This is a genomic window from Paenibacillus sp. AK002 (assembly GCF_053903045.1).
In genome coordinates this window covers 6,140,947-6,163,596 of record NZ_CP096377.1, presented here as the reverse complement: position 1 = coordinate 6,163,596, position 22,650 = coordinate 6,140,947, and the positions used below count along the sequence as shown (strand labels likewise).

Sequence of the window (22,650 nt, the reverse complement as noted above, 5' to 3'; positions counted from 1 at the left end):
ATATGATGTTCTCGCCATGGAAAGAGGGCAGGCCGGTCATTGTGGTCGGCCTGATGTCCGGTACTTCGCTGGACGGCATCGATGCGGCCATCGTCCGCATACAGGGAAGCGGCTTCGAGGCATCGGTTGAGCTGCTGCATTATTATAGCAAGCCTTACGAACCGGAGCTCCGGCAGCGGCTGCGCGATTTGTGCAGTGAGGAGAATTCGAACAGCGCTGCTGTCTGCAGCATGAATGCATACTTGGGGTATCAGTTTGGAGCAGCAGTCCTGGAAGCGGTTGCCGATGCCGGCATGCGCATAGATGAAGTGGATTTGGTAAGCTCCCATGGACAAACGATTTGGCATCAGCCCGTACCGGAGCAAGGAGATCCGTATTCCGTCTCTTCGACTTTGCAGATCGGCGATATTTCCGTTATCGCCAAGCACACCGGCAAACTTACGGTAGGAGACTTCCGGCCCGCGGATATGGCGGTTGGGGGTCAAGGGGCACCGTTTGCGCCTTACGGAGACTTGATCCTGTTTCGGCATCCGGAGCGGGGGAGGCTGCTGCAGAACATCGGCGGGATCGGCAATTGCACGGCGCTGCCCGCAGGGGCGGATCCTTCGGATGTGCTTGCCTTTGATACCGGACCCGGCAATATGATCATGGATGCGGTGGCCCATATGCTGACCGAAGGGCGATTATCCTATGATGAAGGCGGCACATGGGCTGCCCGGGGGTACCCGGATCAGGTCTTATTAAGGGAGATGATGGCGCATCCCTATTTTCAAGCAGAGCCGCCGAAATCAACGGGTAGGGAACTGTTCGGCCACAATTACGCGGTTTCGTTTCTGGAGCAAGCCAGGCTCAGGAGCCTCTCGGATGAGGATACGATGGCCACGGCGACGGCGTTTACCGCACATTCCATTGCCGATAGCTATGTGAACTATGTGTTTCCTCACCACAGAATGGATGAGGTGATCGTAACCGGTGGAGGGGCCCATAACAAGACGCTGCTCTCGATGTTAGGGGAGCTGTTGCCGGAACAGAAGGTCATGACCTCCAAGGCGCTGGGCTTCGATGACGATGCCAAGGAAGCCGTGATTTTTGCGCTGCTGGGCAATGACTTCATGCTCGGCGTTCCTAACAATTTGCCAGCGGCAACCGGTGCGCGCAGGCCGACCGTTATGGGAAAGCTGGCGCTGCCATAGACCATTCATTAAAGCCAGCGAACGGAAGTGCCAAGCGATGGCACATAGATAATGCTAGGCAGCGATTGGATGGTAAGCATAGTGATTATCTTTAGTAGTCAAACCCGCATAAGGGAGGGGGAGAAACAACATGCTGGAATCTGTCATTCGCGAGCAGCTGGCCGCCGTGGTTGGCGGGAAGTGGTTCAAGGATGATCCGGAAAGTCTCGTCTCATACAGTTATGATGCTACACCTCTGTATCAGGCGATGCCGGACGGGGTTATCTTTCCTGGAAGCACGCAGGAGGTCTCCGACATCGTCAAAATTTGCTCGAAGCACCGGATACCCGTTATTACGCGGGGAGCGGGCAGCAATCTGTGCGGCGGCACCATTCCGCTTCAGGGCGGTCTGATCGTGGTTATGACCCGTATGAACAAGCTGCTGGAGATCGATGCGGATAATCTAACCGCGACCTTCCAGACGGGTCTGAATACAAAGCAGTTTCATCTGGCGGTCGAGCGGACGGGGCTGTTCTATCCTCCGGATCCGAGCAGCATGATCATCTGCACGATGGGCGGCAATATTGCCTTGGGAGCCGGCGGGCTGCGCGGATTGAAGTATGGAACGACCAAGGATTACGTACTCGGCCTGGAGGCCGTATTGCCGGACGGCAGTATCCTGCGCACGGGCGGCAAGCTGGTGAAGGATGCCGCCGGGTATGATTTGACCCGATTATTGGTGGGATCGGGCGGAACGTTAGCCATACTGACGGAAGCCACGGTGAAATTAATTCCGAAGCCTTCATACAGAAAGGCCATGGTCGCCGTATATGATGACCTTCAAGCGGCGGCTCGAACGGTATCCAACATTATAGCCAATCATATATTCCCGTGCACCTTGGAGTTCATGGATCAGCCGACGCTTCAGGTGGTTGAGGATTTTGCCAAAATCGGGCTCCCGGTTCACGCCAAAGCGATGCTGGCGATCGAGCAGGACGGCAGCGTGGAGGATGTGGAGCGGGATCTGAAGAAGCTGGAGGAGATATGTCTTGCTTCCGGCGCGGTGCAGCTGAATATCGCCAAGACCCCGGAAGAAGGGGCGAAGGTGATGGAGGCGAGACGGAGCGCGCTCGCTGCGCTGTCCCGTCTGCGGCCGACCACGATCTTGGAGGACGCAACGGTTCCGCGTTCGAAGATTGCGGACATGGTGCTTGAAGTTCAGCGCATTGCCCAGAAATACGATGTGCAGATCTGCACGTTTGGCCATGCCGGGGACGGCAATTTGCATCCAACCGCGATGACGGATGCCCGCGACCCGGAAGAAATTCATCGCGTGGAAGAGGCATTCGCCGAAATCTTTGAGGCGGCGATTGCCATGGGCGGCACGATTACCGGCGAGCATGGCGTCGGTATCGTGAAGGCGCCTTACCTGGAATGGAAGGTGGGCGAAGCCGGCATCCGGATGATGAAATCCATCAAGGATGCAATCGACCCGCACCAGATCATGAATCCGGGCAAGCTGTTTGCGGAAACCCGAAAGCGCATCGTATTCCAGGAGCGGACGGAGCAAGCAGGGCGGGACTCAGCTTCGGATCAGGATCAGGATCGGAAGATCGAAACATCGTGAGAGGAGGCGATCGCGCATGAATTCAACCCATGAGAAGCTTGCACAATCGCTGAAGCTAACGCTGGACGAGGATCAATTGACGAACTGTATGCGCTGCGGGTTCTGTCAGACCGCATGTCCGACATTCATCGAAACCGGGCTCGAGGCTGCCTCCCCACGCGGGCGGATCGCCCTCATGAAGGCGGTTGTCGATGGTTTGATGGAACCGGATGAGAGCTTTCGGAGCCAAATGGATCTCTGTCTGGGGTGCAGGGCATGCGAGCCGGCATGTCCGTCCGACGTGAAATACGGCCAATTGATCGAGCAGACCCGGGCGGCCATTGCGGCGGAGAAGCCTTATTCGCTGCCGGTACGAGTCGTCCGCAAGACGTTCCTGCAAGGGATTTTCCCGCATCGCGGAAGACTGAAGCTGATCGGCAAGACGCTTTCGTTCTATCAGAAATCCGGGCTGCAGAAATTTGCGCGCAGCTCCGGGGCCATGAAGCTGTTTCCCGACCATCTTCAGCAGCTGGAAAAGGCGCTGCCTGACGTAACGGGCGATGGTCTGGAAGAGCTGTGGAGCAAGGCCGGCTTGCCCTACCGCCGCGAGAGGACAGGGAGCGGTTCCAAGCTTATGGTGATCCCCGCGTCAGGCGCAAAGGTCGGCCGGGTCGGCATGTTCCGGGGCTGCATTATGGATGTCATGTTTGCTTCTACGAACGTGAACACCGTTCGGCTGCTGCGCCAGGCCGGGTTCGAGATTGTCATTCCGGAGGAGCAGGTATGCTGCGGTGCGCTGCATGCCCATGCCGGTGAAATGGACGATGCCAAACAGCTGGCCGGCCAGAATATATGGGCTTTTGGGGAAGCGAACGTGGATTACATTGCAAGCAATGCGGGGGGCTGCGGCGCCCTGCTGAAGGAATACGATCATCTGATGCATGCCGAACAGGATGAGCGGCTTCAGGTAGCGGCCGTTCGTTTCGCAGAACAGGTAAAGGACATCTCGGAGCTGCTGAGCAGCCCGGGACGGCCGCTTACGCCAATTCAAGCGGAAAGCGCGAATAAGACCGTCAAGGTCACCTACCAGGATTCTTGCCATCTGCGCAACGTCATGCGGGTGCAAGGAGAGCCTCGCCAGCTGATGCAGCAGCTTCCGGGCGTAGACATGTGCGAGCTACAGGGAGCAGAGGTTTGCTGCGGGTCCGCAGGCATTTACAATCTGACCCAGACAGAAATGTCGACGACGCTGCTCGATCATAAGATGGAGCATGTGGAGGCAACAGGGGCCGAGGTCATCGTGACCTCGAATCCGGGCTGCCTGCTGCAGATGAAGTGGGGCATCGAGCGTGCCGGGAAACAACGCGGCATCGAGGCTGTTCATCTTGCCGATTTTCTGGCAGGGCAGGTATGGATTGAGGATAAGGGCGAGTAACGAATCGGGGCATTTCCATGGTCATCATGATCAGGGAAATGCCCTTTTCCTGGTTCAACTCCTTATTATGGCCGCAGATCCTATTCCAATCTCTTGCATGGTTCTTTCGTACAGTTCGCGTAGAATCAAGAGGCTCCCTAAGACATGCCAAGCGGAAGGGGATCGGCCGTAATCGTTAAAGACCAACGAACCGGTTTACATCGTTCCCGATCAACGGTATGGTAGACCCACAGGGAGAATTCCTTATCACAGTCTGATACAAATACATATTGGAACATGCCATGAAATGCGATTCATCGAGGAGGAGAGCGATAACATGAAAGAGAGTTTTGATCCGTCACTCATCGAGCGATTGGAAAGTCCGGAAAGGAAAAAAGAGCTGCCGGCTTCTTCACTGCTTAAGATGCTTCAGGTGAATGGCGAGGTGGACGTGCTGGATATCGGGGCGGGCACCGGCTATTTTTCCATACCGGCAGCCTCATTAACGACAGGCACCGTTTACGCGCTGGATACCGAGCCAGCCATGCTCGACATGATGCGCGGGCGTGCACAGGAACAAGGAATCACGAATGTGAAGGTGATGGAAGGCGTGTTGGAACAGCTTCCCTTCCAGGATGAAACCGTGGATCGAGTCATCGCCTCCTTGATTCTTCACATCACCGATCGGCTGGAGGAGTCTATCTCCCAAATCGCTAGAGTGATGCGGCCAGGCGGGCGCTGCTTGTGTCTGGAATGGCAGGAGGACCCGTCCGAGAAGCGGGTTCCGAAGCCGAACCGGGTTGACCCGCAGGTGTTGAAAGCTTTGTTGGAGCAAGCAGGGCTTCAGGTTGACGGAATCCGGTATCCCACGGATCGCCACTATCTGATCATTGCCAGTAAATAGTTTATGACGATAGCAGCTTTTTGTATTGATTAGGTACTTCTTTAGATCGGAAGCAGAAAGAGCCGTATCGCGTATTTTTGGAGTGGATCGGCGCATTTACGGATAGGGCTGGAACATTTTAGGGGGAAAGGCCGTCTAAGGATTGAGGTGACCTATGATGAGAAAATCCAAGGTTATAATCATGCTTAGCTGTTTGCTCTTGCTCGTCAGCCTGTATACGATAAAACCATCCGACGTCTTTGCTTGCTCATGTGCCGGACCGCCTGAGGTTGCGGAAAGCTTGGAACGGAGCGCAGCGATATTCGCAGGCAAGGTGACTCAGATCGCGGGCCCGACGCGGAAGCTGGTCATGTCCTCGGCAGATCCGGTTCATGTTACGTTAGAGGTAACGGAAATATGGAAAGGCGAGCTGAACCCCGTAACGGAGCTTACCACGGCCATGTCATCGGCCAGCTGCGGTTATGACCAGTTTGCCGTAGGCAGCGAATATCTGGTGTTCGCGTCCGCGGAGTCGGGACGGCTGACAACAGGGCTTTGTGACGGAACGAAGCCGCTCACCACCGCCGGCAAGGAGCTATCCGAGCTAGGGGCCGGATATCCTCCGAAAGCTGCGCCTCCACCTGGCGAAACGGGGTCTGATACGCTTGCTGAGGGAATGCTTCCAAGCGAAGGTGAGGCTGCAGATCAGACATTTATGCAGAGGCCTTTCCTGTGGGGAGCTGTCGCAGTGCTGATGGCAGCTGGACTATGGCTCTATTTTTGGAGGAAGAGAAAAAGAAATGTAAAGTGAATGTAAAATTTTTGAAAGTCTATTGGCGGTGGTAAACGGCCATGCTATAATTCATGTATTCAAGTAAAGGGGAGTAGCAGTCGCAGCAAAGTCGTCAATTCGTGACACGAACGTGTCTCCGGCTTTGTTGGCAACGAAAGTTGTTTGCGAGACCTTTGCCGATTCGGTAAAGGTGCTTATTCCTACAGCCTATTTCTGGGTAGATACCTTTATCGCCGATTTTCGGGATAAAGGTTTTTTGTTTTTTACGCCTTTAAAACGTAAATCGGATCATCCTATTTATGAAGGAGAGATTGCGTTTGGAAATGGGACTGTTGCTCGAATATGGGTGGGTGCTGCTGGTGTTGATTGGACTCGAGGGGATCCTCGCAGCCGATAATGCCCTGGTGATGTCCATCATGGTTAAGCATTTGCCGGAGGACAAAAGGAAGAAGGCGTTATTTTACGGATTGGCCGGTGCGTTTGTGTTCCGTTTCGCATCCCTCTTCATTATCTCTTTTCTGGCGGATGTCTGGTACGTACAGGCGATTGGAGCCTTCTACCTGCTGTATATCAGTATCAATCATATGGTGAAGCAGTTCTTTGTAAAGAAGAAGAAACATCTGAAGGAAGCGGAAATGAAGCAAGAAAAATTCTGGGTTACCGTGTTAAAGGTAGAGCTTGCGGATATTGCGTTTGCGGTTGATGCGATTTTGGCCGCCGTAGCCCTTGCCTTGACGCTGCCCGAAACCGGCCTTCCGAATATCGGGGGCATGGACGGCGGACAATTCCTGGTTATCCTGGCAGGCGGAATTATCGGCTTGGTGATCATGCGGTTCGCGGCATCGTATTTCGGCAGGCTGCTCGTAAGAAGGCCCGGCTTGGAAACGGCTGCATTCCTGATCGTGGGATGGGTAGGAATCAAGCTGGCCGTCTATACGCTCGCGCACCCGGATATCGCTGTATTAGAGAAGACGTTTCCCAAGAGTGCCGGCTGGAAGCTCATATTCTGGGGCGTATTGATCCTGATCGCGGTCCTCGGCTGGTTTTTGTCCAAGGAGAAGAGCGATATGACCCAGAAGGAACGGAAACAAGTGGAAAGCTAAAGCAACGGGCCCTTTTGATATAATGAACATAGAAAAAGAAAGGAATCGTGATCTCGCGTGTAAAATTATCGTTTCTGCGCAACCTTTAAATATATAGATATGAGGAGAAACGATTGTCATTGCATAAATGAAGCTTAAAATTGGATAAAATGCTGCCCGCCCTGATTCTGTTCCTGGTCATTGAGAGTCATATGACTTTCTGGGTTACCGCCGAGTTGAAGATGCCTCCGAGAATGCAAAACGGTTATGCTGCGGCATCCGTACCTGTCCGCATTTGACCAAAAGGCAGAAATTCCTAACGGAAATCATTGAGGTTACCTTGGCTTAAGAGTAGAATAAGATCATGTAGGGCGCTATCAGCTTTTCTTTTTTTGGATACAAGACAAGAAAACAGATACACCTTGTGATTGTGAATCAGCCTTATTGGCCGGGGAGTGAGGAGGACGCAGATGCCTGTCCTAAGCTCCTTCGGTCAGCTAAGGCTTTTTGATTTGAGTAGGAGATAACAGCCATGAAAAGGAGTGAGCAGGATTGATAATCCTCAAAACACAAGAACAAATCGCCAAGATGAATAAAGCCGGCGATATTCTCGCCGAATGCCACCGACAGATCGCCAACATGATCAAGCCGGGCGTAACGACGCTGGAGATTGATCAGTTTGTCGAACGGTTCCTGGCGGAGCGCGGCGCGACGCCGGAGCAGAAGGGGTATCATGGTTATCCTTTTGCGACCTGCGCATCGGTCAATGACGTGATCTGCCATGGTTTTCCGAGCCATGAGCCGCTGAAGGACGGGGATATCGTTACCATTGATATGGTGGTGAAGTATGATGGTTGGCTCGCCGACTCGGCTTGGTCCTATCCGGTCGGAAACGTCTCCGAGGAAGCGCAGCATCTGCTGGACGTGACGAAGAAAGCTCTGTACCTCGGAATTGAGCAAGCGGTGATCGGCAACCGGATCGGCGATATTTCCCATGCGATTCAATCCTATGCGGAAGCGCAGAATTTATCGGTTGTCCGTCACTTCGTGGGGCACGCCATCGGCGAAAATATGCATGAGGAGCCGCAGGTACCGCATTACGGGCCACCCCACCGCGGGATTCGCCTTAAAGAGGGCATGGTCATCACCATCGAACCGATGCTGAACCTGGGAACATATCAATGCAAGATCGATTCGGACGGATGGACCGCCAGAACCGTGGACGGGAAATGGTCCGCGCAGTATGAGCATACGCTCGCCATCACGAAGGATGGCCCGGTGATCCTGACGGAGCAATAAGTGGCGACTCCATAGTGTGAGCCTACACAAAGGACTCCGAGCAAAGCAGGCGGAATTGTTCTGTAGAAACGGAAGTGGTGCCTTTGCTCCCGGATTCCAACGATAGATATCGTGGTTCAAAGGAAATTTGGGGGCAACAGCGATCGGAAGAATAATCCGCAGGCGGAGTGGTGCGTGATCAAGCAAAATTCAACATTAGCGAATCACGCTAAATTGAATTGGTCTCTTTAAGGGTTTACAAAAAAGACTCCAACGGAGCGGGCGGAATTGTTTTGTAGAAACGGAGTGGTCGCCTTTGCCCCCGGATTCCAACGATAGATATCGTGGTTCAAAGGAAATTTGGGGGCAACAGCGATCGGAAGAACAATCCGCAGGCGGAGTGGTGCGTGATCAAGCAAAATTCAACATCAGCGAATCACGCTAAATTGAATTGGTCTCTTTAAGGGTTTACAAAAAAGACTCCAACGGAGCAGGCGGAATTGTTCTGTAGAAACGGAGTGGTCGCCTTTGATTCCAACGATAGATATCGTGGTTCAAAGGAAGTTTGGGGGCAACAGCGATCGGAAGAACAATCCGCAGGCGGAGTGATGCGTGACCATGCAAAATTCGACATCTGCGAACCAACGCCAAATTGAATTGGTCTCTTTAAGGGTTTACCAAAAAGACTCCAACGGAGCAGGCGGAATTGTTCTGTAGAAACGGAGTGGTCGCCTTTGATTCCAACGATAGATATCGTGGTTCAAAGGAAGTTTGGGGGCAACAGCGATCGGAAGAATAATCCGCAGGCGGAGTGATGCGCTGACAATGCAAAATTCAACATCAGTGGATTCGACATCTGCGAATAGACTCCAATCCCAGTTTTTCTTTAGAGATCAGGAAGAAAAAGCACCGAAGCTCAATCGACTTGATCTCGCAAGAAAAACAACCGCTAATGAAGAATTCAACATCTGCGAATAGACGCCAATCCCAGTTTTTCTTTAGAGATCAGGAAGAAAAAGCACCGAAGCTCAATCGACTTGATCTCGCAAGAAAAACAACCGCTAATGAAGAATTCAACATCTGCGAATAGACGCCAATCCCAGTTTTTCTTTAGAGATCAGGAAGAAAAAGCGCCGAAGCTCAATCGACTTGATCTCGCAAGAAAAACAACCGCTAATGAAGAATTCGACATCTGCGAATAGACGCCAATCCCAGTTTTTCTTATAATAGAGTAATCATTTTACAAGCGAAGGGAACATGGAACATGACGATACGAAAAGCATTAACCGTAGCCGGCTCGGATACAAGCGGCGGCGCTGGCATCCAGGCCGATCTGAAGACCTTTCAGGAATTTGACGTATACGGAATGACCGCACTGACCACGATTGTCTGCATGGAACCAAAAACATGGGATCACCAGGTTTTCCCGGTAGCATTGGATATCGTTGAAACGCAGTTGAAAACCGTGCTTGAGGGCATCGGCATCGATGCCATGAAGACCGGCATGCTCGGATCCGTAGAGATCATCGAACTCGTTTCCCAGTATATCGACCGCTATGATCTGAAACGGATCGTCATCGATCCGGTGATGGTCTGCAAAGGCACGGATGAAGTGCTGCAGCCCGAAAATACGGAAGCGATGCTGGAATTCCTTCTCCCGCGCGCCGATTTGGTAACGCCAAATCTGTTCGAGGCGTCCCAGTTGGCCAAATCCGGTCCGATCACGTCCCTGGATCAAATGCAGGAGGCTGCCGCCATCATTCACGAGCGCGGCGCAAAGAACGTGCTGATTAAAGACAGAGGCAAGATCCGCGAAGGCAAAGCCATGGATCTGCTCTATGACGGAAACAGCTTCGAATGGTTCGAGGCCGACGCCATCGTTACCAAGTACACCCACGGTGCGGGCTGCACATCATCCGCTTCCATCACGGCCAATCTTGCCAAGGGCTTGAGCGTTCGCGAGTCGGTACAGCAAGCGAAAGCCTTCATTACCCAGGCGATTTCGAACGGCTTCCCGCTGAATGAATTCGTAGGTCCGACAAGGCATTCCGCACACCGCAGTTTATCTGCAAATTAAACAAGATGCATTTCTTTGCAAGCTTATTCATGCATGGAATTCCGCTTGCGAGGAGCGACCGAAAACCTTTCTTCCTAGAAGAAAGGTTTTTTTGTTGTTAGTCGAACCTGCTGCATATAGTATATAGGTGCAAAGGCATGCTTCGTTCTGCGCGTTTTTTCGGCAGGGATAGAGCGGCTTAGGTCCTTTCCAGTATAATTATGTGCTATACTTTATAAAGGGTCTGATAGAAACAGGAAGAAAATGTTTAGGGGTTGAGACATGTTTCAGGACATTTTGGATTTTTTAATGAAGTTTGGTCCATGGGGATTGTTTATTCATTCGTTTGCGGATGCTGTCATTTTTCCGGTTCCCGCCTTTTTTCTGCAGGTTTCGCTTAGCATCATGCATCCGCAGAATGCGCTGTGGCTTGCAACGTATGGTTTTATCGGATGCTTGCTGGGGACGCCGCTGGGCTATTTGATCGGAAAGCTGCTTGGGAAGTCGGTATTATACAAGATACTGAAAAAAGAGTGGATTGACGCTGCAACGAACATGTTTCAAAAAAACGGCGAAGCCGCCATACTGATCGGCTCCTTTACGCCGGTTCCCTTTAAAGTGTTTACGATTCTATCGGGATGTTTGAAATTCCCCCTATGGAGACTGTTGGCATATGCCGCGCTGGGCCGGGCTACCAAGTTTTATGTGGTGGGTACCCTGTTCTATCTGTACGGTAACGCCGCGGAGGGCATGGTTAAGGATGTATCGTTATATATTGCGCTCATCGCCGTTCCGCTTCTGTTGATCGGCGTGTACTTTAACCGCAAACGCAAGCGTAAGAAAATGGAGCAGCAAAAACTGGCTGAATCCGGTCCCGTCGTGGTGGAGCAGGCGGTTCTGGAGCAGGCGTCGGATCAGACTCCATCGGCCTAACGCTAGAGAATGACGCCGGGGGTTAATCCCCGCGAGGAACATATAAAATAACCCCACAAAGTGGAGCCTATGCTTCGATGCTTATTCCAAATACTTTGCGGGGACCCCAAAAAACTTATTTAAAAAAAGCAGCCGGGTGCGAGCCCGGCTGCTTTTTTCCAAGGTATCAGGGAAACATATTTATATCATAGCTACAAATTTTCGGTATTAACCCGTTTTTCCGATTCTGAAGAACTTGCCTCGGCCTTTCGTGGTCACAGGAACAAATGTCGGCGACGGGGACAACGGGGCTGGCATGTCTTGAGCAAGATAACCATGGAGAGGCCCGCGATAGACTTCATTCAACTGGGGGGAGTGGGAGAAATCTTCCGGCGTTACAAGATGACAAGGCTTGTTCACAGGCCGCAGGCCTGCTTGCTCCAGCACCGTCGCGACAAAGTGGGAGCAGAAGAAAGCATCATCACGATCAATATGAATCCGAAACAATATACCCAGCAGCCCTAGCAGATTATATTTGTAGCGGTCCTGATCACGCATCATCTCTTTGACAAGATTGTGCATGCGTTGATAGTCTTCATTACTGACGCGGAAGCGGTATACCGCGCACTCCGAAGTGTAGAAGAAAGGGTCGCGCAGGTTCTCGCGAACCAAACCGCCGTCAAACGGATTGTTCGCCTTCTTTCGCCCAAAGCTGTACACTTCGCGTAACTCGGAATCAAACGCAATGGATGCATGGTTAAGTGGGGCCTTCGTGAAATATTGGATCATTCTGCTGAACCAGGTGCCCGTGCCTGTAAGCACAATCCAAATATCTTGTTCCGTGTACATACTCGCAAACTCCTTTGTTAACGATCCTAACGACTAGCAATTGTAAATGACTTGCTTTCTTTCACAATAAACGAAAAAGCCATAGCGTTCAAGTCAAAAAAAACCATTTTCTCTCAATTTCACTAGAATAGCGCTGGGATAGACACCAAATATTAGAAACCTCATATCCAATATATTCGCTTCATGTCCAAATTATCCTTTGGATCGTTTTATTTATATTCCATATAGGCTAAAGGAGAAGCAATCCCATATCTAGAAATTAGGTAAAACCGAATTGAACAATGAAAGACAGGAGGATCTCCAAACGATGATGAATAGTGAATGTCTCAGCTATGATTTTATGGTTCAGGCGATAGAAGTTGCGCCGATTGGATCGGTATTCATCGATTCAGAGGGGAGCATTATCCGAATCAATCCGGCCGCTTGCAGAATGCTCGGATATGAGGAGGAAGAATGTCTGCATCATCCCTATAACGATTGGGTTTATCCGGAGGACGTAAATAAGGACAGGGAAATGATGGAAAACTTTAAAACGGGCCGGATCTCTTCCTTGCAAATGGAAAAGAGATTGATACATAAACAGGGGGATATCAGGTGGGTATCGTGTAGGCTAAGCACAGCCCGCAGCAGAGAGGGAAGGGCGCTGGGCTATGTGGCGCATTTGACGGATATCACCGACATGAAGAGAGCGGCCGATCAGGAAGAGAAGCGGCTGATCCAGTCCGACAAGCTGTCCATGGCCGGGCAGCTTGCCGCAGGAATCGCCCATGAAATCCGTAATCCGATGACGTCCATCAAAGGATTCGTGCAGCTGATTCGCTCCGGCGCCGGACGGAAGGATGAATACTTCGATATCATCTCTTCGGAGATTGAAAGGATCGAACTGATCGTAAGTGAGCTTCTGTTCTTGGCGAAGCCGCAAAGCGTGAAATTCGAGCGTGCCGATATCCGGCAGCTGCTGGATCAAGTGATTACGCTATTAAATACGCAGGCGATTATACATAACGTAGAGATCATAACCGATTTTGGAGAGCAAGAGGCCAATGTAGACGGTGATGTGAATCATCTGAAGCAGGTCTTCATAAATTTTATAAAAAATGCGGTGGAGTCGATGCCGGACGGCGGCAAGTTGACCATACGGCTGGAGAGAGGCAGCGACCAGACTGTGGCGATTCATTTCACGGATAACGGATGCGGAATCCCGGAATCGATCCTTTCCCGTCTCGGGGAACCGTTCTTCACAACGAAGGAGAAAGGCAACGGCTTAGGGTTCATGATCAGCAAAAAAATGATCGAGGATCACAGGGGGCAGGTGCATGTGACTAGCAAGCTTCAGGAGGGAACGACCATAACGGTCATGTTGCCGCTCAGCATAATCTAGCTTGACCGGACGTATGGTTCGCTCTACATTATAGAAAGATATAGGAGAGGGGGCGGTTCATATGGGCAATATGCAATTGTTAAAAGAGCCTAAACGGCGCAAGCTGCTGTTCAGTGCGGGTGCCAGCTGGATGTTCGATGCGATGGATGTCGGCATGATTTCGTTTGTTGTTGCGGCATTGGCAGCGGAATGGTCGCTAAGCTCGCAGCAGGTCGGCATTCTGACAAGCACCACATCGATCGGAATGGTATTCGGCGCGGCCATGGCCGGATTTCTGGCGGATAAATATGGACGGAAAAATATTCTGCTGTGGACACTGCTCATATTCTCGATAGCGAGCGGTCTTTCCGCTCTGGCTACCGGTTTTGTCATGCTGTGCTTGATGCGCTTTATCGCCGGCTTCGGACTTGGCGGAGAGCTTCCGGTAGCTTCGACGCTGGTATCCGAAAGCATGCCCGTTCATGAACGGGGGAGAGCGGTGGTGCTGCTGGAAAGCTTTTGGGCGGCAGGCTGGATACTATCCGCGCTTATTGCTTACTTCGTCATTCCGGATTACGGCTGGCGGACAGCCTTTGTCATCGGGGCTCTGCCCGCGTTCTATGCACTCTACCTGCGGCGAGCCATCGAGGATTCGCCAAGGTATATCGAGCAGAAGGCCAAGACCGTCCGGAAGCTGACCTTCGGGCAGCGTGTGGCCTCAGTCTGGTCGGTCGAACATCGGCGTACGAGCATTATGCTGTGGGTGCTGTGGTTTACGGTCGTATTTTCATATTACGGGATGTTCCTGTGGCTTCCCACCGTTATGGTCGATAAAGGATTCAGCTTGGTTCGAAGCTTCCAGTACGTTCTGATTATGACGCTTGCTCAATTGCCGGGGTATTTTACGGCAGCGTATTTTATCGAGAAGTTCGGACGTAAATTCGTGCTGGTTACTTATTTGGTGCTTACGGCGCTGAGCGCAATCTGGTTTGGCTACGCCAATACGGAAGGCTCGCTGCTCGCGGCAGGCATATCCTTGTCCTTCTTCAATCTGGGAGCATGGGGAGGCTTGTATGCGTATAGTCCGGAGCTTTATCCGACAAAGGTTCGTTCCACGGGAGTCGGGCTTGCCACATCGTTCGGTCGGATCGGTGGCGTGATCGCGCCGCTGCTGGTCGGCGTGCTGAAGCAGAATGGGACCCGCATCGAAATCATTTTCGTAATGTTTTTCGTAACCATCCTGATCGGGGCGCTGGGGGTACTGGTGCTTGGCAAGGAAACGAAAGGCCTGGAGCTTGCAGACTAAAGCAGGCCCATGCTTCATGGACTTGATTTACAGGAAGGGCGTCAGGCTTCGAAATTCATGCTTTCTGATATGATAAAAAAGGGTGGATCCCAAGGTTCAATCACTTTGGGTCCACCCTTATTTTAGTGTACAACGTCAAGCGTCAGCGAGATCGAAGCGTTATACCTCCATAATGGAAGGCATAATGTACGGGCTTCTGCCCAGCTCCCGCTTGAAATAGCGGTTGAGCGTGTTGTTGGTCATCTGCTCCCAGGCAGCACGGTTGTATTCCCGCTGTTCGCCGGCTTTGTTCAGCTGTTTGCGCAGCATTGCTTCGGCCCGGCGCAGAAGCGGTTTGGAGTCCTGCATATACACGAACCCGCGGGTAATCAGCTCCGGTCCGGAGAGCAGCTTGCGCGTTTCCCGGTTGATGGTAATCGCGACGATCACCACGCCATCGTGTGCGAGCTGCACGCGTTCCTCAAGCAGCTCCTTCTCATGGGTGCGAAGTTCACCATTGTTAATATAGACGTCACCCGAAGGGATGTTCCGGCCCTTACGCGCATAATTGCGGAAAAGGGACAGCGTGTTGCCGATGTTCATCAAGTAGACGTTGCTGTCGGGAACCCCGACCTGCACGGCAAGATGACGATGATTGAGCATCATCCGGTATTCTCCGTGAATCGGCACGAAGTATTTGGGACGCAAGCTGCTGATCATGAGCTTCAAATCTTCGCGGCAGCCGTGGCCCGAGGTATGGATATCGAGAATGGAGCCGTATTTAACTTCGGCCCCGGCACGCATTAAGAGATCAATGCTGCGGTTAACGTTCTGGGTGTTCCCGGGAATCGGCGATGACGAGAAAATGACGGTGTCCTCGGGATGAATCTGAATCGAACGATGGGCACCCGAAGCGATGCGCGTCAGCGCCGCATTGGGTTCGCCCTGGCTGCCCGTGCAAATAATCAGCACCTGGTCGTCGCGATAGCGGTTAACGGCTTTGACATCAATCATCATGCCGTCCGGCACGCGAATATAACCAAGCTCTTGGCCGATCACAAACACCTTTTCCATGCTGCGGCCGACGATAGCGATTTTGCGGCCGGTTCGAATGGCGGCTTCGACGACCTGCTGCAGACGATGAACATTGGATGCAAAGGTCGCAAACAGGATCCGCCCGGGACATTCATGGAACAGGCGCAGAATGGAATCGCCGACGGTGCGCTCCGAAGGGGTGAACCCGTCACGTTCGCTATTGGTGCTGTCCGCCATCAGGGCCAGTACGCCGCGCCCGCCGATCTGCAGAATTTTGTGCAGATTGGCAGGCTTGTCCTCCGGCGTAAAATCAAATTTAAAGTCCCCGGTATGTACGATCGGTCCGTACGGGGTTTCGACAACGACCCCGAAGGCATCCGGAATGCTGTGGGTGGTTCTGAAAAAATGAACGGAAAGATGACGGAATGCAATCGTCTCGTCTTCATGGAATATGCGCAGATCACTCTGATCCAGCAGGCGATGCTCTTCCAGCTTCGCACGAACCAGGCCGATGGTCAGGGCTCCGCCATAAATCGGCATCTGAATTTGACGAAGCACGTAAGGAATAGCCCCGATATGATCTTCATGGCCATGGGTCAGGAACATACCCTTTACTTTGTGCTTATTATCGAGCAAGTAACGGATATCCGGAATAATGTAATCGACGCCGCTCATTTCGGCATCCGGGAATTTCAGCCCGGCATCAATGATAATGATCTCGTTTTTGAATTCGACGCCGTACATGTTCTTTCCGATCTCGCCAAGTCCCCCCAGCGCAAAGATGCGCACGGGCGGAGCGGAAGGCCTCGGTTTTTTGGCCGGTTTGGCAGTTTGAATCTTATCGGTTAGCAGGGGTTTAGACATAATGTGAAAGAATCCTCTCTATGGTAATTAAGGCATAAGCCTGGTATTTTAATTTCTTCTCTACTTAAGATATCAGAAAGTTCAAGCTTTTGGGAAACGCTTTTCAAAATTCATGTGCATTTCGTCCGTGACAGTCACCTATTTTTACCCACTCTTATATGCTGTAGAAGAGGAGGACTGGTGATGAGCGGTTTAATGAGGTTGGACGATATGGATGCAGCCTATGGATTGCCGGAGGAATGGCAGCGGGAAGCGATCGTTAAGCTGACTGAGAAAATGACGGATCGTTCCGCCAAATTCCCCTGTATTCCGGCAGTGCAAGGACATGCGCTGAATCATTTTAGATACGGTTTTATCAACCGCGGCGAATCGCAGGAGGCGGCGGGGGAATTGGCCGCACTGCTGCAAGAGTTCGGGCTAGGCTCCAGGGGCTTTGGCCCGTATACTTCACTTGTCGTATTGATCCATACGGAGCATGGCCGAGATAACCTCGAGGGTGTGGAGTATTATGAGCGTTTGTTCTGGCAGCTGCTGAGCCGGACCACCGAATACGATACGGAGCCTTGGCCGGCGGACCTGCCGGAGGAACCAGACGATCATCTGTGGGAATTTTGTTATGCAGGCGAGCCTTATTTCGTGTATTGCGGAACGCCGGCACATGAGCTTCGCCAGAGCAGGTATTTCCCCTACATGATGCTTGCTTTTACGCCTCGTTGGGTCCTGAAGCAGTTCAATGCCCGGGCTAGGCAAGCGGAACATACCAAGGTGCTGATACGCAAGCGGTTGACCGAATATGATCCAGTCCCCCCGCACCCGGACTTGAAGTTCTACGGGGCGGAGGACAATTATGAATGGAAGCAATATTTCCTGCGGGATAACGAGGAGTCTCTGTCGAAATGTCCGTTTGCAAGGCTGCACAAAGAGACTCATAAATAGAAAAATAACATGCTTCTATCATCATACCCTAAATTGGAGTAAGGGTTAACAGGCATTCCATTTCAATAGCTGCCACTTATGCGATCATGCGCAGGGTGTCGGCTTTTTTTTGCGTAGATGCGCTGCTGTGACAAGGTATAGGATTTTGCCCCTGAATTAGTGAATCTTATCCTTGTTGTACAAAAAATTACCAAGTTACACTTAAAGTGTTTCACTCGATTTCATCCCAATGCGTCTGGAGGTGTATAAGGTACGGAGCTTTCACTAGCTTTGAAAACGCTTTAATGAGCCGAATACTCATGGAGAAGGAGTTGTTTAATGAATGACAAGGCTGTCCAGAACGATGAAAGGATGGATTCTCGGACTTATCGCCGTACTGGTGTTTAGTGTCTTTCCTACGTCCCAGGTCCAAGCCGCCGAGGTCTGCGCTGAGCCTGCTTGGAGCAGTTCTGCCGTATATGGCGGGGGCAATATCGTATCCCACGGAGGTAAGGCCTGGAAAGCGAAATGGTGGACTCAGGGTGAAATCCCCGGAACGACGGGACAGTGGGGAGTATGGGAGGACCTGGGAGCGTGCAATCCAGGGACACCGCCGGTAGATCCACCGGTGGATCCGCCAGTAGACCCGCCGGTAGATCCTCCGGGGACTGGTGATCGGATGTACGTCGCTTACGCCAGCTCTTGGAACACCAGTATCTACGATTTGACGGCTGCGAACATTCCCAATTACATCACGCATCTCAATCTTGCATTCGTAAGGCCGGACACCACGTATACGCAAGGGTCGTATGCGTTTGATCAAGCCGTAGCGGGCTTGGAATTCGTGGAAGGAGCCACGACGCCGAATGGGCAGCGTAAATTTACGGCCCAGCAGTCGCAGGATCTGCGCAACAACATTGCCGCACTGAGAGCCCGCGGAACGAAAGCGTTCCTCTCGGTAGGAGGCTGGTCATACAGCCAAGGATCGCAGTGGTCCAGATTCAATGCCAAGAATATCGTCGATTTGGCCCTGGATCTTGGCGCAGCCGGCGTCGACATTGACTGGGAATCCAGCGGCAGCAGCTGCAACAAAGGAACGGCTGCCCAGTTCAGCTGTACCAAGGATGGCGAGATCGCAGGCATTATTACGAGCCTCTACAATGAAATCCATGCCAGGAACGCGAATTTGCAGATTTCCATCGCCGGCTGGTCCACGGGCGCCTATTACGTGAAGGGAACGCCGTTTGAGGAAGGCAAGGTCCAGTGGGGTTCTCCTTTTGGCGGTACCATGTACCGCGTAGTTAAGGATCATGGCAGCAAGATCGACTTTATCAATCTGATGTCCTACGACGGCGGTATTTATTACGACCCGCGCGAAGGCTATGAATCCTACAAGGCGATATACAACGGACCCATCAATATGGGCATGCAGATTGCGCCGGAGGGATCCGGCGGGGCCGTCCTGCAATTGAATGCCGCGCCGGGTACGGTATACGATGCCGATATGATGAACGGTCAGAATAACATCGCGACGGCTTATTATAATGTAGAAACGATGGTAAACTACATCAAGAACAAAGGAAGAGCGAATGATGGATTCATGCTGTGGCAGCTCTGGAAGCAGCGGGTTCATCAGCCAGCTCCGCCCGGCGCGGCGAACGAAAACAGCGCCGGCCAATACGTATGCCGGAACCTGCCGCTTCAGGGGGACTGCAATCAGGTCATACCAAGCCTGCCGAAATTATAATTTCTTCCGATATTCCGAAGGCGTGCAGTTCATGATTTTGCGGAATACCCGAACAAAATAACTGATGTGTCCAAATCCGACATCGAGTGCGATGTCGGATATTTTATTGTCCGGCGAACGAAGGAGCTCCGCCGCCTGGCGAACGCGATAGGAATTCATATAGTCGACGGGCGTTTGACCGGTCATGGACTTGAAGAAGCGGCAAAATTGACCTTCGCTCATCGGGATCAGGTCAGCCAGCTCACTCAGACGGATAGGTCGATGGTAATGACTCTGGATGTAGAGAATGACCTTCTTCAAGCGTTCCGTTCTCGTCATGTCCGCCGCTTCGCTCCGGCTGCGGTTGGCAAGCCTGCCGGAGGAAGCGGCCTGAAACAGCATGAGAAACAGATGCCCCTTAATGGCAGCCTCATATCCAGCCGGTTTGTGCTTGGACAGCAGCATCATTTCTTTTATATGTTCAAGCAGGCGCCCATCGGTTCCGGCTGTCATCCGTCTTGGAAAAGCGGCTCTCCGCTCCTGGAAGGGAACGATCATCCCTTCCTGCACAAGATCATAGCTGCTGCTGGCGAGCATGCCGACATCGAACACCATGGCGCAGAAGCTGCACCCTTCATTGCCCTGGGCGTGGCCGGTGTGCAGATCTCCCCCATCGATAAATATCGCTTCGCCCGCACGGACGGGGATATATTCCGAATCGATCTGAAACAGCACCTCGCCTTCCAGCACGTAAAAAATCTCCGCTTCCTTATGCCAATGGGAGTCTACCACATGGGCGCCGGGGGCAAATTGATACCAATAGGCACCGAATGGGAAACGCTCATTCCCGTGGATGGTGCTTTCTTTTAACGACTGGCGGATGGATTGATCCATGCTGTACCTCCTTGGGATGTGAAGTGTTCCTGAATACTGTTATCTGATGTCAAAATTGTGCTATAAAACAATCGGATATTGTTAGAATAGGTAAAAATGGATCAGTATAATGATAGTATAACGCTTACATCTGAAAGTTCAATTTTAAAAATATAGAAGGGCGGAAGTAACGATGAAATTTACAGACGGCAACTGGCTAATCCGGGAAGGATATTCCGTTTCGGGAGCGGTTCAGGCATATGATTTTGCGGTAAAAGGAGATACGTTGACGGCTTATGCTTCCACGGCACCGATTCCGGGCAGAGGAGCGACCATCAATGCACAGCTGATCACCGTGCAATTTCATTCCCCGGCACCCGGCGTCATCGGCGTGAAGCTGGTCCACTATGCGGGCGTAAGAGATCGTGGACCAGCATTCGAATTGTACAAACAGGAGGGTGACCATACGGTCATCGAAGAGAACGATCAACAGGCTGTTCTTCGGAGCGGCAATCTGAGCGTCGTGATCAAGAAAGGCCCGGAATGGTCGGTCCACTTCTATAGAGGAGAAGAACGCATCACCGGCAGCAGAGCCAAATCCATGGCGCATATCGTGGAGGACGGCGGACAGACCTACATGCGCGAAGAGCTCGACCTTGGCGTGGGCGAGTGGGTGTACGGCCTTGGCGAGCGATTCACTTCGTTTGTGAAGAACGGCCAGGTTGTGGATATTTGGAACCAGGATGGCGGCACAAGCTCCGAGCAAGCCTATAAAAATATTCCGTTCTACGTGACCAACAAAGGCTACGGCGTGTTTGTCAACCAGCCGGACCTCGTATCCTTTGAAGTAGCTTCAGAGAAAGTGAAGAAGGTTCAGTTCAGCGTGCCGGGCGAGTCGCTGGAGTATTTCGTGATTGACGGGCCCGACCCGAAAGGCGTTCTGGACAAATATACAAGCCTGACAGGCAAACCGGCGCTGCCGCCGGCTTGGACCTTCGGATTGTGGCTATCGACCTCCTTTACGACGCAATATGACGAAGCGACCGTAAACTCCTTCGTGGACGGTATGCTGGAGCGCGACATTCCGCTGCAAGTGTTCCATTTTGACTGCTTCTGGATGAAGGGCCTCAACTGGACGGATTTCCAATGGGATGAAGAGGTATTCCCGGATCCTGAAGGCATGCTGAAGCGACTGAAAGAAAAAGGCTTGAAAATCTGCGTATGGATCAATCCGTATATCGCGCAGCGTTCGCGCCTCTTCGAGGAAGGCCGTGAGAAGGGCTATCTCGTGAAGAAAGCCAATGGCGATGTTTGGCAGTGGAATTTGTGGCAGCCGGGTATGGCGCTGGTGGACTTCACGAATCCGGATGCTTGCGAATGGTACGCAGGGTACCTGCGCGAGCTGGCTGATATGGGCGTGGACAGCTTCAAAACGGACTTTGGCGAGCGGATTCCGACGGACGTTGTGTATTTTGACGGCTCCGATCCTCATAAAATGCACAACTACTACACCCAGCTGTACAACAAAGTGGTCTTTGACGTGCTGGTCGAAAAATTCGGCAAGAATCAGGCGGCGGTATTCGCGCGCTCCGCAACCGTCGGCGGACAGCAGTTTCCTGTTCACTGGGGCGGCGATTGTTATGCGGATTATGAATCGATGGCGGAGAGCCTGCGCGGCGGCTTGTCCCTCGGTCTCGGGGGCTTCGGCTTCTGGAGCCATGACATCGGCGGCTTCGAAAATACGGCTCCGGCCCATGTGTTCAAGCGCTGGCTGGCGTTCGGCTTGCTATCGAGCCACAGCCGTCTCCATGGTAGCAGCTCTTACCGGGTGCCATGGTCTTACGACGAAGAGGCCGTAGACGTTACGCGCTTCTTCACGAAGCTGAAGAGCCGCCTGATGCCGTATCTGTTCCATACCGCCGTACAGGCATCGGAGCAAGGCGTGCCGAGCATGCGCGCCATGTTCTTGGAATTCCCGGAGGATCCGGCCGTTGAAATGCTGGATCGTCAGTACATGCTGGGCGATTCCCTGCTCGTTGCACCGGTATTCAGCGAGAAAGGCGACGTGAAGTATTATCTGCCGAAGGGCCGCTGGACGCATCTGTTAACCGGAGAAACGGTGGATGGCGGAACCTGGCGCAAGGAAACGTACGGTTTCCTCGGACTGCCGTTGTTCGTACGCGGCAACTCGTTCCTCGCTTTGGGTGCGAGCGACGCTCTTCCGGAATATGACTATGCAGACGGAGTAGAGCTTGGCTTGTATGCATTGGAAGACGGCAGCGAGGCTTCCGCCATCGTTCGCAACATGAACGGAGAGAGCGAGCTGGTTGTACGGGCTGTACGTGCAGGCAGCCGGATCAATTTTACGGTGGAAGGCAGCGGCAAGCCATTTTCGGTGAAGCTGTATGACACAGGAAACGTTTCCTCCGTGGAGGGCTCGGGAGTGAGTCTGCAGGAAGGGAAAATTCAAGTGGAAGCCGGTCAACAAGCGATGGCCTTCAGCGTTGAGCTAGGATAAACTCGGTTTCCCCCTGCTGTTAAGCGGGT

18 protein-coding genes are annotated in these 22,650 nt (G+C 52.4%); 15 read left to right on the top strand and 3 right to left on the bottom strand.

The window, feature by feature from the left end:
* Nucleotides 1-2 precede the first annotated feature (2 nt).
* The 10 genes from M1D70_RS27785 (at nt 3) to M1D70_RS27740 (ending at nt 11,217) form a co-directional block, all read left to right on the top strand.
* The gene (locus M1D70_RS27785) at nt 3-1,193 is read left to right on the top strand and encodes an anhydro-N-acetylmuramic acid kinase (RefSeq protein ID WP_456288490.1); all 1,191 of its coding nucleotides are present in this window, start codon (nt 3-5) and stop codon (nt 1,191-1,193) included.
* 130 nt (nt 1,194-1,323) lie between these two features.
* A complete protein-coding gene (locus M1D70_RS27780) occupies nt 1,324-2,799 on the top strand; it encodes an FAD-linked oxidase C-terminal domain-containing protein (RefSeq protein WP_452520715.1) in 1,476 nt (491 codons plus the stop codon).
* Nucleotides 2,800-2,815: 16 nt separating this feature from the next.
* Complete coding sequence (locus M1D70_RS27775; RefSeq protein ID WP_456288489.1) at nt 2,816-4,213, top strand: (Fe-S)-binding protein; 1,398 nt, start codon at nt 2,816-2,818, stop codon at nt 4,211-4,213.
* A 316-nt stretch (nt 4,214-4,529) separates the two neighbouring features.
* Complete coding sequence (locus tag M1D70_RS27770) at nt 4,530-5,096, top strand: class I SAM-dependent methyltransferase (RefSeq protein ID WP_456288488.1); 567 nt, start codon at nt 4,530-4,532, stop codon at nt 5,094-5,096.
* A gap of 157 nt (nt 5,097-5,253) precedes the next feature.
* Nucleotides 5,254-5,886, top strand: a complete 633-nt coding sequence (locus tag M1D70_RS27765) for a hypothetical protein (RefSeq protein ID WP_456288487.1) — start codon at nt 5,254-5,256, stop codon at nt 5,884-5,886.
* Nucleotides 5,887-6,185: 299 nt separating this feature from the next.
* Nucleotides 6,186-6,971 (top strand): TerC family protein, encoded by a 786-nt coding sequence (locus M1D70_RS27760; RefSeq protein WP_015737544.1) that lies wholly within the window; start codon nt 6,186-6,188, stop codon nt 6,969-6,971.
* Nucleotides 6,972-7,111: 140 nt separating this feature from the next.
* On the top strand, nt 7,112-7,249 hold the full coding sequence (locus tag M1D70_RS27755; protein ID WP_009590127.1) for a hypothetical protein: 138 nt from the start codon (nt 7,112-7,114) through the stop codon (nt 7,247-7,249).
* Nucleotides 7,250-7,502: 253 nt separating this feature from the next.
* Nucleotides 7,503-8,249, top strand: a complete 747-nt coding sequence (gene map, locus M1D70_RS27750; RefSeq protein ID WP_456288486.1) for a type I methionyl aminopeptidase — start codon at nt 7,503-7,505, stop codon at nt 8,247-8,249.
* 1,243 nt (nt 8,250-9,492) lie between these two features.
* On the top strand, nt 9,493-10,305 hold the full coding sequence (gene pdxK / locus M1D70_RS27745) for a pyridoxine/pyridoxal/pyridoxamine kinase (RefSeq protein ID WP_009590124.1): 813 nt from the start codon (nt 9,493-9,495) through the stop codon (nt 10,303-10,305).
* A gap of 261 nt (nt 10,306-10,566) precedes the next feature.
* Nucleotides 10,567-11,217 carry a YqaA family protein gene (locus M1D70_RS27740; RefSeq protein ID WP_009590138.1) on the top strand — a complete coding sequence of 217 codons (651 nt, stop codon included), beginning with the start codon at nt 10,567-10,569 and terminating at the stop codon, nt 11,215-11,217.
* A gap of 207 nt (nt 11,218-11,424) precedes the next feature.
* Here the strand turns inward: M1D70_RS27740 and M1D70_RS27735 are convergent, their stop codons facing one another.
* A complete protein-coding gene (locus M1D70_RS27735) occupies nt 11,425-12,045 on the bottom strand; it encodes a hypothetical protein (RefSeq protein ID WP_009590113.1) in 621 nt (206 codons plus the stop codon).
* 307 nt (nt 12,046-12,352) lie between these two features.
* On the opposite strand from M1D70_RS27735, the gene M1D70_RS27730 reads away from it, so the two are divergent.
* Nucleotides 12,353-13,426 carry an ATP-binding protein gene (locus M1D70_RS27730; RefSeq protein WP_456288485.1) on the top strand — a complete coding sequence of 358 codons (1,074 nt, stop codon included), beginning with the start codon at nt 12,353-12,355 and terminating at the stop codon, nt 13,424-13,426.
* Nucleotides 13,427-13,487: 61 nt separating this feature from the next.
* The gene (locus M1D70_RS27725; protein WP_009590119.1) at nt 13,488-14,711 is read left to right on the top strand and encodes an MFS transporter; all 1,224 of its coding nucleotides are present in this window, start codon (nt 13,488-13,490) and stop codon (nt 14,709-14,711) included.
* Between the two features lie 159 nt (nt 14,712-14,870).
* On the opposite strand, the gene rnjA is transcribed toward M1D70_RS27725, so the two are convergent.
* Nucleotides 14,871-16,589: a ribonuclease J1 gene (gene rnjA, locus M1D70_RS27720; protein WP_009590112.1), complete on the bottom strand. Its 1,719-nt coding sequence runs from the start codon at nt 16,587-16,589 to the stop codon at nt 14,871-14,873.
* Between the two features lie 183 nt (nt 16,590-16,772).
* On the opposite strand from rnjA, the gene M1D70_RS27715 reads away from it, so the two are divergent.
* Together M1D70_RS27715 and M1D70_RS27710 are read left to right on the top strand one after the other, a co-directional pair.
* Nucleotides 16,773-17,525, top strand: a complete 753-nt coding sequence (locus M1D70_RS27715; RefSeq protein ID WP_009590129.1) for a YqcI/YcgG family protein — start codon at nt 16,773-16,775, stop codon at nt 17,523-17,525.
* 322 nt (nt 17,526-17,847) lie between these two features.
* A complete protein-coding gene (locus M1D70_RS27710) occupies nt 17,848-19,251 on the top strand; it encodes a glycosyl hydrolase family 18 protein (protein WP_456288484.1) in 1,404 nt (467 codons plus the stop codon).
* On the opposite strand, the gene M1D70_RS27705 is transcribed toward M1D70_RS27710, so the two are convergent.
* Complete coding sequence (locus M1D70_RS27705; protein WP_009590133.1) at nt 19,246-20,124, bottom strand: helix-turn-helix transcriptional regulator; 879 nt, start codon at nt 20,122-20,124, stop codon at nt 19,246-19,248. The genes M1D70_RS27710 and M1D70_RS27705 overlap by 6 nt on opposite strands.
* Before the next feature lie 172 nt (nt 20,125-20,296).
* Between M1D70_RS27705 and yicI the strand changes: the two genes are divergently transcribed.
* On the top strand, nt 20,297-22,621 hold the full coding sequence (yicI, locus tag M1D70_RS27700; RefSeq protein WP_456288483.1) for an alpha-xylosidase: 2,325 nt from the start codon (nt 20,297-20,299) through the stop codon (nt 22,619-22,621).
* The last annotated feature ends 29 nt before the right edge of the window (nt 22,622-22,650 follow it).

Excerpts from the sequence above, each read along its gene's own strand:
- M1D70_RS27730 (WP_456288485.1), top strand. The coding sequence starts at position 12,353 with ATGATGAATAGTGAATGTCTCAGCTATGATTTTATGGTTCAGGCGATA.
- M1D70_RS27770 (WP_456288488.1), top strand. The coding sequence starts at position 4,530 with ATGAAAGAGAGTTTTGATCCGTCACTCATCGAGCGATTGGAAAGTCCG.
- M1D70_RS27725 (WP_009590119.1), top strand. The coding sequence starts at position 13,488 with ATGGGCAATATGCAATTGTTAAAAGAGCCTAAACGGCGCAAGCTGCTG.
- yicI (WP_456288483.1), top strand. The coding sequence starts at position 20,297 with ATGAAATTTACAGACGGCAACTGGCTAATCCGGGAAGGATATTCCGTT.
- M1D70_RS27775 (WP_456288489.1), top strand. The coding sequence starts at position 2,816 with ATGAATTCAACCCATGAGAAGCTTGCACAATCGCTGAAGCTAACGCTG.
- M1D70_RS27785 (WP_456288490.1), top strand. The coding sequence starts at position 3 with ATGATGTTCTCGCCATGGAAAGAGGGCAGGCCGGTCATTGTGGTCGGC.
- M1D70_RS27705 (WP_009590133.1), bottom strand. The coding sequence starts at position 20,124 with ATGGATCAATCCATCCGCCAGTCGTTAAAAGAAAGCACCATCCACGGG.
- M1D70_RS27710 (WP_456288484.1), top strand. The coding sequence starts at position 17,848 with ATGACAAGGCTGTCCAGAACGATGAAAGGATGGATTCTCGGACTTATC.
- M1D70_RS27715 (WP_009590129.1), top strand. The coding sequence starts at position 16,773 with ATGAGCGGTTTAATGAGGTTGGACGATATGGATGCAGCCTATGGATTG.
- M1D70_RS27740 (WP_009590138.1), top strand. The coding sequence starts at position 10,567 with ATGTTTCAGGACATTTTGGATTTTTTAATGAAGTTTGGTCCATGGGGA.
- M1D70_RS27765 (WP_456288487.1), top strand. The coding sequence starts at position 5,254 with ATGAGAAAATCCAAGGTTATAATCATGCTTAGCTGTTTGCTCTTGCTC.
- M1D70_RS27735 (WP_009590113.1), bottom strand. The coding sequence starts at position 12,045 with ATGTACACGGAACAAGATATTTGGATTGTGCTTACAGGCACGGGCACC.
- pdxK (WP_009590124.1), top strand. The coding sequence starts at position 9,493 with ATGACGATACGAAAAGCATTAACCGTAGCCGGCTCGGATACAAGCGGC.
- rnjA (WP_009590112.1), bottom strand. The coding sequence starts at position 16,589 with ATGTCTAAACCCCTGCTAACCGATAAGATTCAAACTGCCAAACCGGCC.
- M1D70_RS27780 (WP_452520715.1), top strand. The coding sequence starts at position 1,324 with ATGCTGGAATCTGTCATTCGCGAGCAGCTGGCCGCCGTGGTTGGCGGG.